The organism is Brevibacillus sp. DP1.3A, from assembly GCF_013284245.2.
Taxonomy (GTDB): domain Bacteria; phylum Bacillota; class Bacilli; order Brevibacillales; family Brevibacillaceae; genus Brevibacillus.
On record NZ_CP085876.1, the window covers coordinates 3,031,036 to 3,046,894 of the forward strand.

The following is a 15,859-nucleotide window of genomic DNA, read 5'->3' on the forward strand; positions in this document are numbered from 1 at the left end:
TGCATTCAAAAGTGCGGAAAGAAAAGGAATTGGCTGAATTTTGTTTCCGGGTAAAGGTTCCTAATATTCAGAATGGAATAGCTGTTTTCTTATTCCGGGTACCAGCCTATCTGCTACCCGGAAAAGAAAGCGGGGGACAGGCGATTCATACAACGAGTCACGGCTTGGGGAAATTCACTTCTCTTGTATACACGTGGGGAGCAAGAGGGAGCATTTGGAGTGGTTATGCTCACCAGGCAAGTGCTAGAAACTATCAAACACGGGACAAGGGAGGAACAACGCTTTGCATTTTGTTCAGACATTAGTAGAAGCGCTGGAATTGTGGAAGAACGAGGACCATAAAGGCGTTACCTTCATTTTGGGAGACCAGAATGAGGTGTTTGTTTCCTATAAAGAATTGTATGAAGAAGCCCTCGGTTATTTATTTGTCCTCCAAAAACACGGAATCAAGCCTGGTGATGAGGTCGTTTTTCAAATTGAGGATAGTAATCTCCGAACTTTTGTCTGCCTTTTTTGGGGATGCTTACTCGGTGGAATGATTGCTGTTCCTATCTCTGTAGGGGATAACGAAGAGCATCGTCTTAAGCTGTTAAAGGTTTGGCAGACATTAATCAATCCGTATCTGATTACGACAGACAGCGTCTGGAAACGATTGGAGGATTTCTTTAGTAAACACAACTACCTGACGGAATTGGAATCATTGAGGTCGAAGTCCTTCCTGCTTGATGAGACCGGGAAAAAAGAAGAGAAGGGCACAATCTACTGCCCTTCTGCTGATCATGTGGCCTTTATTCAATTTTCATCTGGGTCTACAGGAGATCCGAAAGGGGTTACCCTGACGCATGAAAACCTTGTCCATAATGTGCGTGCGATTAATAACAGACTTGGAACGATTGAGTCTGACTCATTCCTAAGCTGGATGCCCTTAACTCATGACATGGGAATGATCGGGTTCCATTTATCCCCGTTGTATGCAGGAGTTCAGCATTATTTTATTCATACCTCACTATTTATCAGGCGGCCTACGCTATGGCTGAAAAAAGTAAGCGAGCACAAGGCGACGATTTCTTCTTCTCCGAACTTTGGATATAAATATGTGTTGTCTAGGTTTAAACCGGAAGTGGCAGAAGAGTGGGATTTGTCTACGCTTCGCACGATTTTAAATGGAGCAGAACCCATTGCTTCAGAATTGATCCATCAGTTTTTAGATCAGATGAGCCCTTATGGATTGAAGAAAACGAGCATGCTCCCGTGCTACGGATTGGCTGAAGCCTCTGTGGGAGTAACGATTCCGGATCAGAACCTGCATTTTACAACGCTTTCTCTGGATCGTAGGTTTATCCAGGTAGGAAAGCCTATCAAGATGACGGATCAAACAAATCCAGATGCTCTCACACTGGTAGAAGTGGGTTACCCCATTGATTTTTGCGAGGTAAGAATATGTGATGACAAGGATCAAGATCTACCAAGCGATACTGTTGGCCATATCCAGATTAGAGGGAAGAATGTAACCGCTGGATACTACAACAACCCTGCTGCCACCGCAAATGTAATGACGGCTGATGGATGGCTCAGAACAGGGGATCTGGGTTTTATGCGAAAGGAACGTCTTGTCATTACGGGGCGTGCGAAAGACATCATCTTCGTGAATGGTCAAAACGTTTATCCGCATGATATTGAGCGGATTGCTGAAGAAGTCGAAGGAGTCGAGCTTGGGAAGGTCGTTGCCTGCGGGGTATTCAACGAGAAAAGCAAAGAAGAGGATATTCTTGTGTTTGTCCTTCATCGGAAAAGTGTAGACGAGTTCATTGCGCTTTCTAAGAAAGTGAAAACGCATTTGAACGAGCGAACCGGATGGAGAATAAGTGAGGTCTTGCCGATTCAGCGCATCCCCAAAACAACGAGTGGAAAAGTCGAACGATATAGAGTAGCTAGGGAGTATCAGTCTGGAGCATTTCACGATGTTTCCGACGAAATGCAACGACGAATTACCGAACAGGTAGAAGAGGAAAGAACGGATAAATCCCCTCACTTGCGCGAAGAATTAGAAAAACAATTGCTTGCTATTTGCCGCGAAGTGCTTCAATCAGACAGATTGGGACCAAACGACAGTTATTTTGATGTAGGCGTGTCCTCTATGCAGTTGACCCAGTTAGCAGGGCGGATAGAAGAAGAGATGGGGATTACGTTGGCAGTAACAGATTTGTTTGCCTATCCGACGATTTCCAAGCTTTCTCACAGTCTCTTCCACGACGATCAAGCGACTGATCGCATAAAAGAGACAGATACGAGCCAACAGAAACAAAAGGATATCGCTATTATCGGGATTTCTTGTAAGTTCCCGCAGGCTCAGGATCTGGATCAATTTTGGCAAAACATCCGGGGAGGAAAGGATTGCATTCATGAGCTTCATGGACAGAGACGAAAGGACACAGAACAATATGTATCGCTGGTAAGAGGTGAACAGGGCAATCCTGCCCTTGTGGAGGGTGGTTATTTAGAGGAGATCGATAAGTTCGACTATTCGTTCTTCTCGATCACCCCGAAAGAAGCGAAGCTAATGGACCCCAACCAAAGGCTGTTCCTTGAAAATGCTTGGAATACGCTAGAGGATGCAGGCTATGGCGGGCACAAGCTTTCAGGAGAAAAAGTAGGGGTGTATGTCGGCTTCTCCAAGCTGGGATACGATTACGAACGCCTTTTGTCAGTGGTAAGTCCCAAGGATTTGCCCTCTTATGCAGTAGGCAACCTTCCTTCCATTATTGCAAGCCGCATTTCACACTTGCTTGATTTGCGCGGCCCTGCTGTCACCGTGGATACAGCATGCTCTTCTTCCTTAGTTGCGGTTCATATGGCGTGCAAGGCTATCCAAAACGGTGAGTGTGAGATGGCATTGGCAGGTGGAGTCAAAACCATCCTGTTGGCGCTGAAGGCTGGAATTGGAATGGAATCCTCTGACAACCGTTCAAGGGCGTTTGACGATCTATCTGATGGAACGGGTTGGGGTGAAGGAGTAGCTACTGTTCTGTTAAAACCTTTGGAAAAAGCCATCGAGGACGGGGATCACATCTATGCCGTGATTAAGGGAAGCGCTGTTAATCAAGACGGTGTTACTGTCGGGATTACCGCACCGAACTCACAGGCCCAGGCAGAATTGATCGTAGACGCTTGGGAGGATGCGCAAGTCGACCCTGAAACGATTAGCTATATAGAGGCACATGGAACGGGAACAAAGCTGGGGGACCCCGTTGAGCTGGATGGAATTCAGAGAGCATTCCGACAATATACACAGAAGAAACAGTTTTGTGGAATCGGCACTGTCAAAGCGAATATTGGACATTTATATGAAGCAGCGGGAATTGCTGGCTTGATTAAGGCTGCTTTGCAGTTAAAGCACAAAGAACTGCCGGCCCTCGTCCATTTCCAGAAACCGAATCGGAATTTCGCATTTGAAAAGTCGCCAGTTTATGTGCAAAACAGACTGGAAAAATGGGAAACAGATGGACATCCGAGGAGATGCGGGGTTAGTTCGTTTGGGTTTAGCGGGACCAATAGCCACGTTATTTTGGAAGAATATGTGCCAGTTAATGAAACGGAGATGACAGTCTCAGATGAGGTGCAAGTGTTTACCTTGTCGACCAAATCCGAGTCAGCCCTTCAACGTCTGATTCAAAAATATCGGGAGTTTCTTTCTTCCAGCGGCCCGCTTTCTCTGTCTGATTTGTGCTATACAGCAAATACCGGAAGAGAAATGCTTCCCTATCGGATTGCGCTCATTTTGCATAGTCGCAGTGATTTCGAACAAAAGCTCGACCGATTGGCGGTTCGGCTTGAAAATGACCGAGATGTTTTTGTCTTCTCACCTGGTAAAAAGCGCGTTCCAGAAGAAACCGTTCATCTGTTGAGTCAATCCGCTCTGGATGTGCAGGAAAAGTACCCCACGGCGAGTACTGAGATGAAGTATTCGTATGCAGCGACATTATGCGACTTGTATGTACAGGGAGCTACGGTTGACTGGGATGCGTTCTACAGAGATGGCAAAAAGAGAAGAAAAATGCCACTGCCGGTTTATCCTTTCGATCAGCATCGCTCTTGGATTACAGATGATGTGATCACCATCATTCCAGAACAGATGAATACTATAAGCGGAAACAGAGGTGCTACTGTGTCAGAGATAGGAACTGCGCCAATCGCAAAAGTTCTGAAAGAGTTGGTTCATCATGCTTCAGGTTTTGCTGTAGAAGAAATTGATCCATCCCTTCATTTTCTGGAGCTAGGCTTGGATTCTATTATGCTCGTACAAATCAATCGTGAAATTCAGGAAAAGTTTGGTGTGGTTATTCCGGCCCAAGAGTTGTTTGAAACAATTACTAGCGTTGATAAGCTAGCAGCGCACATCGCTCTTGAGCTATCCAGTAGCCCCGCTGTTGCTTCTGCCAAACAAATGGAATGGATGGCAATCGAGCAACCGATAGCAAACGTAGTTGTGGAACAGAATGACGTTCAGAATATTCAACAGTCAGAGCCGAGAGAACAAACCATGAAAATGCCAGTCTCGAGAAGCACAGGGGCGGTTGAAACCATTATCGAAAAGCAGATTTCGCTCTTGTCTGAACACCAAAACCAAATGGCTACGCTGTTACAAAAACAATTGGAGCTATTGAATCAAGAACAAAGCTTTGTACCAAAGCAACAAGCTGAATCTGCGCCTGTTGCTCCCGAGAGCAAAAAACCCGAAGGTAAACCACCCGCCAAGGGGAATGAAGAGGAACGCCAGAAGCCATTTATACCGTATCAGCCATTGATGATCGGTGAACGAGGCAATTTTACACCGACACAAAGAGAGTATCTAAACGCATTCATTCAAAGCTATACGGAAAAGACAAAGCACTCCAAGAAGTATACGCAAGAGCATCGATTTGTTCATGCCAACAATCGCAATGTGTCTGGATTCCGTTCGTATTGGAAGGAAATGGTCTATCCGATCATTACACAAGCATCAGCTGGTTCAAAAATGTGGGATCTAGATGGAAATGAATATGTCGATCTGACGATGGGTTTCGGTGTAAACCTACTCGGTCATAATCCCGCATTTATCATGAAAAAGCTGGAGGAGCAGATTCAATCTGATCTGCCTCCACTTGGTCCTATGTCGGATGTAGCTGGAAGGGTAGCAGATTTAATCAGCGAGTTAACAGGAGTAGAGCGTGTCGCCTTTTACAATTCGGGGACAGAGGCAGTAATGGTGGCACTTCGCTTGGCCAGAGCCGTTACAGGCCGTTCGAAAATCGCATTATTCTCCGGCTCCTATCACGGTACATTTGACGGGGTTCTGACGGTTGCTGATCCTGAGTCCCAGGACGGGAAGGCCATACCAATGGCACCAGGTATTACGCAGCATACGGTGGATGACGTCCTAGTCTTAAACTACAACCATCCAAAATCAATCGAGCTGATCAAAAAACACGCCCATGAACTGGCCGCAGTATTAGTTGAGCCTGTTCAAAGCCGACGTCCAGATCTGCAGCCAGTGGAATTCTTGAAGGAAGTCAGGGAGATTACAAGCCAATCAGGCACTGCCCTTATTTTTGACGAAATCATTACGGGATTCCGCATACATCTTGGTGGCGCACAGGCGTGGTATGGAATAGAAGCAGACCTCGTTACGTATGGGAAAGTTCCGGGTGGTGGCATGCCGATCGGTGTTGTGGCCGGTAAAGCTGCGTTCATGGATGCAGTAGACGGGGGCACCTGGAATTTTGGAGATCATTCTTACCCGGTAAATGCCGAGAAAAAGACGTTTGTGGGCGGAACGTTTTGTACGCATCCACTGACGATGCATGCTGCGATCGCTACGCTGGAATATTTGAAAGAACAGGGGCCGAAGCTTCAGGAAGCGTTGACTCAAAAGACCCTCTACTTGGTAGAAACACTTAACGCGTATTTTAAGAGCGAGCAGATTCCAATCCAGATGATCAATTGCGGTTCCTTGTTCCGCTTCGTATCGTTTACCGATATAGAATTGTTCTTCTATCACCTGATCAGCAAGGGCATTTATATATGGGAGGGCAGAAATTGCTTCCTTTCCACTGCCCACACGGATGAGGATATCGAGAGACTGATTCATGCGGTGAAGGAAAGTATTGATGATCTGAGACGAGGAGGTTTTTTGCCGGAGCCACCCCCAACTTCTCCGAATGGTGGACGGAAACAAAATCAAGTCGTCGAAATGACAAACTTTACGAGACGGGATGGGCAAAAGCCAGAGGCAACGCTTGTGGAAAGCGTGGGGGAACAACTGAGGCTCCCTCTTAGCCCTGAACAGAAACAAATGTGGTTTGCAGTCAAATATCGCGTGGAAGCATCTGCAGCTTTTAACGAGACTATCTCCCTTCAGGTGGAAGGTGAGCTTGATATCCCTGTGTTTGAGCAGGCTGTCCAAGCCATGGTGGATCGCCATGAAGCGTTGCGAACCATCATTGATTCCAACGGAGAGTATCAGGTGGTACTGCCCAAGAGAGACATACGTGTTCGATTCGTGGATTTGAGCTACCTTTCGTCTGAGGAACAGGAAGAAAAAAGGAATCAGCTGTTGGATGAACAAACAGGTGCACCATTTGAACTGTCTTCTGAGGAGCCCCTGTATCGGGTAAGTGTCATCAAGCTGGCTACCGCCAAATTCCTGACTTCCTACACCTTCCATCATATGATTGCGGATGGGTGGTCTATGGCTGTTTTTATAAAAGAGCTGGATGATATCTACTCGGCCCTTACACAGAGACGAGCAATATCGCTCGAGCCTTCTACACCGTTTTCTACTTACCGAAACTGGCAAGAAGATCAGATGCAAAATCCAGCGTTTCAGGATGCGCTCACGTACTGGAACGAAAAATTCGCTGATCCAATCCCCAAGCTCGTTTTTCCTTTAGAGCAACGAGAAACGGGAAAGCCATCTTTTACAGGCGAGCGTATTACCTTCAAGATCGACAGTAACATCACAAGGAAGGCAAGAAAAAGAAGCATTCAAAACAAGAACAGTCTGTTTATTACCTTACTGGCTTCTTTTAACCTCTTCCTTCATCGTATTCTTGGAAATAGAAAAATGGTTGTTGCGATTCCTACTGCGGGTCAATCTCATATCGGCAAAATGTCCTTGATCGGAAACTGCGTCAATCTGTTGCCGGTTTGCACGGAGATTGACGGCAATGATACGGCTGCGGATTATTTGTCCCGAGTGAAACAAGCGGTTGCGGAGATGGAAAAGCATCAAGCCTACTCCTTCGCAGCATTAGCTGAGAATTTGCCGCATCAGAACTTGCCAGAGCTCTCTGTGTTGTTCAATATGGACCGACCGCTCCACAACCTGACTTTCGCTCAAATGAAGGCTACGCTGTTGCCCAATCGGATCATTTACAGCAAGTACGATCTTTTTGTAAACGTGACAGAAGTGGGCGGAGAGCTTGTGGTGGACGTGGATGCACGAAGCGGGGTAGTAACCACGGAGGTTCTTCGCCAGTGGGGCATCTATTTTGCCAATCTTTTGCATCGTATTGCAGAAGACGATCAGGAAAAAATTCGTGCACTATCGCTTTTACAGCCCAACGAGTTGGAAAGCATGATACGCGAATCCAGTGGCAACCTGGGCAAATATGCAGCGGAATGGACAGAATTATTGCAGGATGTGCCAGATGATCGAGTAGGACGAGCTTCCCTCTATGTCCTGGATCAGTATCAGCAATTGGCCCCTGTGGGTGCGGTCGGACAGGTGTATATGGCTGATGGGGGATTCGAGCATGCAGACCCGTCTCATTGGCAGCGAACAACGAAAACTGCTGTACCGCTAGGAAATGGAGAAATCCAAATTATTCATTCATCCGATCGACTTGCAGGGCAAAGAAGCACGAGAGGCAGAGAAGTAGAGCCAGTTGGAACGGCGACCGAAGAGACCATTAGAGTCATTTGGCAAGAAATCTTGGGAAGCTCCCCGATGTATTTGGATGATAATTTTTTTGAACAAGGCGGGAACTCCTTACAAGCGACTGTCATGCTCAGCAGAATCTACAAGGAATGCCACGTGCAAATTCCTTTGCATCAAATTTTTCAATCGCAGACGATACGTGAATTAGCCAAATATGTAGACTCGTCCAAGCATCAAGCTTTTACACCCATTCGCTCATGCGAGTTGCAGCCATACTATAAGTCTTCTTCCGCACAGAAAAGAATGTACATCCTCCAAGGTCTGGATGAGGGAACCGCCTATAACCTATCCGGCTACTTACAATTGGATGGGGAACTGGAACTTGATCGTCTGATTCACTCTTTGCAGCAGGTTGTACAAAGGCACGAGTCTTTCCGAACCAACTTTGTGATCAGAGATAATGAAGTCGTTCAAGTTTTACATGACGATCTGCCATTGGATATTGAGGTCGAACAATTGGCCGAAGAGGATGTAAATGAGGCGATTCGCACCTTTATCCAGCCATTTGATCTCAGCAAAGCACCGCTTATTCGGGCGAAAATCTTCCAAGTGTCAGCCAAACGCTTCATTGTGGCTGTGGACATGCATCACATTATTTCGGACGGCTATTCGGTCTCTCTGTTTATCCGTGAGCTGCTCCATACGTATAGAGGAGAATCACTGCCTGAGTTCGGCGTGACGTATAAAGATTTCGTGGCATGGGAGCAAGAGAGGGAGCAGTCAGAACAGCTCTTGGCTCAAAAGGATTACTGGCTTGAGCAATTTAGCCAAGGAGAACTTCCGGTATTGAAGCTACCCATTGATTACCAAAGACCACCGGTTCAATCCTTTGAAGGTGACCGCTTGACGATGGGGATCGGTGAAGAAGTCAGGAAGCAGTTACTCCAATTGGCTAGGGAAACTGACACGACCTTGTACATGGTATTGCTTGCTGCTTACAATGTACTGCTTTATCGATACACAGGGCAGGAGGAGCTGATTGTCGGTTCTGCTGTGGCGGGAAGACAACACCCTGATTTGGAACGAATGATGGGCATGTTTGTAAATACGTTGGCCATCCGAAACTATCCGACAGGAAGCAAGAGCTTTACGGATTTCCTGAAAGAAGTGAAAAATCAAGCCATACGTGCCTTTGAAAATCAGGAGTACCCGTTTGAAAAACTGGTTGATGCTCTTCAATTAAATAAAGATTTGAGCCGCAATCCTCTATTTGATACCATGTTTGATTACCATTATGAATCCTTTGACGACGTGGCCTCAGATGATTTCAACGTCACGACGTATGAATATCCAAAAGGTGTGTCCCTCTTTGATTTCAGTCTTGATGTCCATGACGATGGGACAACGCTCACTTGCCAATTTGATTACAGCACTCATCTGTTTAAACGCGATACGGTTGAGCGAATGGCCAATCACTTTGCCAAGATTCTTCACTCCATTCTGCAGTCTAATGAGAGTTGCCTAGCTGATTTGGAGTACTTGTCCAGCGAGGACGTCAAGCAGGTTGTTGCCGACTTTAATCAAGCGAGAAAGCAAATACCCGCTCCTCTCTATCCAACGTTTTATGAATGGTTTGAGGCAGAAGCAATACGCCATGCAGAGCAAGTCGCTGTCTCTTACGGGGAAGAGCAGATCAGATATCAGGATCTCAATGCAAAAGCAAACCGTCTGGCCCGAACGCTTCGTGATCAGGGTGTAAAACCAAATAGCTCCGTTGCGATTTTGGCAGAACGCTCGATTAACATGGTCGTCGCTGTTCTGGCTGTCATGAAGGCGGGTGGAGCCTATGTTCCGATTGATCCTCAGTATCCAAAGGACCGCATTTCGTTCATGCTGGAAGACAGTCAGGCAAAGGTCATGCTGGTCAATCAAAATGGACAGAGCGGAATAGACTTCAGCGGCGCCATTATCGATCTGGACACAGAGGCCAGTTACAGGGAGGATTCGTCCAATCTCGACGCCATCTCTGGACCGAGCGATCTCGCTTATATCATTTATACGTCCGGCACTACTGGCAAACCCAAAGGGGTCATGATCGAGCATCGCAATCTGGTGAGTGTAGCCAATACATGGCGCTATGAGTACGAACTAGAACAGATGAATGTGAATCTCTTGCAGATGGCGAGTTTCTCTTTTGACGTGTTTGCAGGGGATTTGTGCAGAGCCCTGCTGCATGGTGGACATTTGGTGATTTGTCCAAGTGATGTAAGGATTGATCTTCCGGCTCTATATCAGTGGTTGACCCGGTATGAAATTTCCTTGTTTGAATCGACACCTGCTCTTGTTCTTCCTTTTATGGAGTACATTTATCAAAATGGATTGCCGCTCACTCATCTGAAACTGCTGATTCTTGGTTCGGATACATGCCAAAGTGAAGCGTTTGTCCGCTTGGTCGAGCGTTTCGGGCAGATCAAAATCATCAATAGTTATGGTGTTACGGAGGCTGCTATTGATTCCAGCTACTTCGAAATGGCTGGCGATACCGAAATGACAACCGGAAATGTTCCGATCGGAAAACCGCTGCAAAACACAGAATTTTATGTGTTGGATTCTCAATGGCGGTCACAGCCGGTGGGCGTGTACGGAGAACTATATATCGGAGGAGCAGGTGTTGCGCGTGGTTATCTGAACCGAGAGGAATTAACCCGCGAGCGCTTTATCCAAAACCCTTTCCGTCCTGGCGAGACCATGTATAAGACCGGCGATATTGTGCGCTGGCTGGCAGATGGAAATATGGAGTTTGTTGGTCGTTCGGACTACCAATTGAAGATTCGTGGATTCCGTGTGGAGCTGGGCGAAGTCGAAAATCAACTGTTACGGCATGAAAAGGTTCGCAATGCCATTGTGCTCCCGAAGACAAGGGGAGATGAATCCGTTGTATTGTGCGCTTATTACACGACGGATGAGGAAGTAAGTACATCCGAAATCAAGGGCTTTTTAGCCGATTCCCTGCCTGAGTTCATGGTGCCAACCTTTATCATCCAATTGGCAGAGTTGCCTGTGACGCCAAACGGCAAAATCGATCGTAATGCATTGCCTGAACCCGATCTTTCTAAGCTGGTTTCTGAGGAATATGTAGAGCCTGCGACGGAAAATGAAAGAAAACTTGCAGGAATATGGCAAGAGGTCTTGGGGATCGAGCGAGTCGGCGCTCTGGATCGATTCTTTGAAATCGGTGGACATTCGCTGCATGCCGCCATTCTTCTTGCCAAAGTGAACAAGGAGTGGCAGGTAGAAATTCCGCTGCGAGCCGTTTTCCAAAATCCTACCGTCAGAAGTTTTGCCCACGTCATTTCTGAATCGACACAGGCCGAAAAGCCTTTGATTCAGGCGGTTGGAAAACAAGAGAATTATGAGCTCTCTCCTTCGCAAAAAAGGATTTTTACGGTTCAATCACTCGATGAAGAGAGTGTGGCCTACAACATGGCAGGCGCTCTGGTTCTTTCCGGGCAGCTGGATTCTGCGGCATTGGAAAACGCATTCCAGTCTCTCATCCAAAGGCATGAAGCGTTCCGTACGTCCTTCGACTACGTAAATGGTGAGCCTAAACAATTTGTCCATGACTCTGTCCGTTTTGCCATCGATCAGGCTCACGAAGAGGACAGTCCTGAGCGTATAGAAAATCTCATACGGACGTTCATTCAACCATTCGATCTGAGCCAGGCACCATTATTGCGAGTCAAGCTGGTCAAACTGGTTGAGGACAAGCATTTGCTCCTGATCGACATGCACCACATCATAGCAGATGGAACATCGGTGAGCATTGTGATTGATGAGTTGAATCAACTGTATAACGGACGAAATCCAGAACCACTTACCATTCAGTACAAGGATTATTCGGCTTGGTTGAAACAGATCAAGACGACGGGCCAGTCGCATAGGCAGGAGAAGTTCTGGATAGATGAATTCAGCGGGGAACTACCTGTCATGAATCTGCCAACGGACTATCAGCGACCGCAGTTTCAAAGTTTTGAAGGGGGTACGGTCGAAAGCGAGATTGAGGCGGATGCATCCCGTAGATTGCACGACTTGGCGAAGGAAGCAAACGTAACGGTCTTTTCCATTCTATTGGGGGCGTACAACGTTTTGTTGTCCAAATATACCGGGCAAGAGGACATTGTCGTAGGGACCCCAGTGGCAGGACGAAACCACACCGACGTTCAAAATGTAGTGGGAATGTTTGTAAATACGCTTGCACTGCGAAATTATCCAGCAGGCACCAAAACGTTCCGCGAGTTTGTCCAAGAGCTAAGTGAGAAGTCACTACTGGCGTTTGAACATCAGGATTATCCATTGGAAGACTTGGTAGAAAAGCTTCAAGTTCGACGTGACCCAAGCAGAAATCCGTTGTTTGACACCATGTTCTCCTATGACAATGTGGCAGATACGGCCTTTGATTGGAACAGGGTAGAGGTCAAACTTTATCCATTCCAAACGAAAATATCCAAGTTAGACATCGTCATGAATGTCGAGACGAGAAATGAAAGCTTTTTTGTGGAGTGCGAATATAGCACGAGTCTCTTTAAAGCTGAAACGATGGAGCGTTTTATCAGCCATTTTACCAACGTACTGCGGCAGGTAGCTGTTAACATGGATATTCTTGTTGGCGAGATTGACCTCATGCCTTCGGAAGAAGTGCAGTTCTTGGAGAAGCTCAGCAATGATACGAAGCGAGAGTATCCTGTGGTACAACCGATCCATGTTTCCATCGAGGAGTCAGCCAGACTTTATCCAAATCGAATTGCCGTTTCCTATCAAGGCTCAACAATCACTTACCAGCAATTGAACGAGAAAGCCAATGCAGTCGCTTCTGATCTGCTGAAACGCGGTATAGGAAAAGGCAAGTATGTACCTGTCCTTATGGAAAGAAGTCTGGAATTGGTCATTTCGTTATTCGGTGTAATGAAGACGGGGGCAGCGTTTTCTCCACTGGACATTCAGTGGCCTGTCGATCGACTCCAGTCTGTTATTGCCGAGCTGGGTAGCGAGTTCGTATTCGTAGAATCTGACCATACTTTTACGGAAACGGATTTGGGAGCGAAATTGGTTGCGATTGATCTGGGGCACCTGACAACGGAAGCTGAAAATCCTAATCTGTTCGTATCGCCGGAAGACCCCATCTATGTCATTTTTACTTCTGGCTCAACAGGCAAACCAAAAGGAGTCGTCGTACCGCATAGAGGGATTGTCAACCGCTTTAACTGGATGGATGATTACTTTGGACAAGACGCAGCGCAATCTGTCCTTCAGACTACCAACCATGTATATGACAGTGCCATTTGGCAATTCTTCTGGCCGCTGACCAATGGCGGAAAAACGGTCTTGCCTACTACAGGGATGACTGTCTCGGCTGATTACATGGCTGGAATCATAGAAGACGAACAAATTACCTTAACTGATTTCGTCCCATCTGTCTTTAATGTGATCGTAAATCAGTTAGCTGAAAATCTCGAACTGCAGGGCAAATTACAATCGCTTAAAAAGATCATTATCGGCGGCGAGGAAATCGTTCCGTCCACAGTTTCCAAATTCCTGAAAATATTCCAGTTTGTATCACCGGCGAATTTGTATGGCCCGACAGAAGCAAGTATCGGATGCATTGCCTATCAAATTACGGGAGAGGAAGATCGCATCCCGATTGGAAAACCGATATTCAACACGAAAATCCTTCTACTCGATGCGTACGGAAAACGAGTGCCGATAGGTGTCCCTGGAGAAATCTACATCTCAGGCATGCCGCTTGGACTAGGTTATCTGCATAACGAGGAGCTAACGAGACAGAGCTTTGTCGATAATCCATACGCGGAACCCGGCTATGAAAAAATGTATAAGACAGGGGATTTGGCTGTCTATTTACCTGATGGAAATATCCATTTCCTGGGCAGAAGGGATTTCCAAATTAAAATCAGGGGATATCGAATCGAGCCAGGGGAAATTGAAAGCAAGCTGCTTTCGCTAGAACAGGTAAAAGAAGCAATCGTTATCGCCAGAGAAGAAGAAAATGGAACCAAGTATTTATGCGCGTATATTGTGACAGAGCATGAGCTTGCGGCTGACGAGTGGAGAGACCTGCTCGCTAAAGATTTGCCCGATTACATGATCCCGTCTTTCTTCGTTCGACTAGACGCTATGCCGATTACCGCTGTTGGAAAAGTGGATCGGAAAAAGCTCCCTCTTCCTGATCGCTCCCTCTTGGTGGAGGAACACATCGTCGAGCCGTCCGATGAACAGGAACAGATCATGGTCTCCATCTGGAAGGATGTGCTGGGGCTTGCGCAAGTAAGTGTGACCCACAATTTCTTTGAGCTTGGGGGAGACTCTATTAAAGCTCTTCAGATGATAGCGAGATTGAGGAATCATGGGTATGAGCTTCGATTGAAAGACTTGTTCCAAAACCCACGTATTCGCAGTGCAGCAAGATATCTTCAGACGCTGACCAGACAAATTGATCAAGGGCCTGTAATGGGAGCAGTAGCATTGACACCGATCCAGATGAACTTCTTTGAACAAAACCATCAGAACCCGCATCATTACAATCAATCTGTCATGTTGTTCAGTGAAGCTGGCTTTGATTCAGAACTGGTTCAACAAGCATTTATGAGGCTGATTGAGCATCATGATTCTTTGCGAATGAAATTTCAATTGAACGAGTCAGACATTGTGCAGAAACATCGGGAACTAGACGAGTGCTTGGTACCCATTCTGATCAGGGAGTTCCCGGCTCAAAACGTAGTGGAGATGGAGCAAGCTGCACAGCTCATACAGGAAGGGATCGATCTGACGGATACTGCGTTGGTAAATCTCGGCCTTTTCCGAACAGAGGCAGGAGATCACTTGTTAATCGTGATTCATCATCTCGTTGTCGATGGTGTCTCATGGCGGATTCTTTTAGAAGATTTCCATACGGTGTATGCGTCCTTGCTGCAGAAAGAAGAGCCTGCTTTGCCTATGAAAACCGATTCCTACCAAACGTGGTCAGAAGAATTGCAAAAATATGCACGGGGAAGCGAGATTCAACAGGAAATCGGATATTGGAAGCAGGTCGAGGAAATGCCATTCTCTCCTCTGGCAAAGGCAGAAACGATTGAAGCACCGCTTATGCAAGATACAACAGATGTCACCATCGAGCTGGAAGAAGCTTACACAGAAAAGCTGCTGAAGCAGAGCCACCAGGCTTATAACACGGAAGTGAATGATTTATTGCTTTCGGCGTTGGGCTTGACAGTAAAAGAGTGGGCGGGGATAGATCATGTGCTCGTCAATCTGGAGGGACATGGCAGAGAAGAGATCGTGAAGGGCATCGATATTTCACGCACCGTCGGATGGTTTACTGCCCAGTATCCATTCGTACTGGATATGAGCCGATCGGAATCGCTTGGCTACCAGATCAAAATGGTGAAAGACAACCTGCGACGTGTGCCGAACAAAGGTATTGGATACAGCATTTTACAGTATCTGTCTGCAAGACAAGCCGATGTTCCGCTAACGTTCCAAGTAAAGCCTGAGATCAGTTTTAACTACTTGGGTCAGTTCGATACAGACCTAGAATCGGGAAGCATGACGACTTCCACCCTTTCACCGGGCCGAGAAATCAGTCCAACCGCCATTCGATCCTTTGCGCTTGATGTGAATGGAATGGTGGTGAATCGCAAGCTGACACTTACTTTTACGTATCATCGTGAAGAGTTTGAAGAAGGAACCATTCAGCGCCTCGTGGATGCCTACCGAGAAAAGATCGTAGAAATCATTACGCACTGCTTATCGAAAGAGTCAGTCGAGCAAAGCCCAACAGATTTCACATACGATGAGCTGTCCATTGAGGAATTAGATCATCTTTCCCAACTGCTGGGTGAAAAAATTCAATGATAGATGGTGATGAGG

1 protein-coding gene is annotated in these 15,859 nt (G+C 46.6%); it reads left to right on the forward strand.

Features of this window, described 5'->3' with window-relative positions; genetic code table 11:
- The first annotated feature begins 283 nt into the window (after positions 1-283).
- The gene (locus HP399_RS14315; RefSeq protein WP_173619550.1) at positions 284-15,844 is read left to right on the forward strand and encodes a non-ribosomal peptide synthetase; all 15,561 of its coding nucleotides are present in this window, start codon (positions 284-286) and stop codon (positions 15,842-15,844) included.
- Positions 15,845-15,859: the final 15 nt, after the last annotated feature.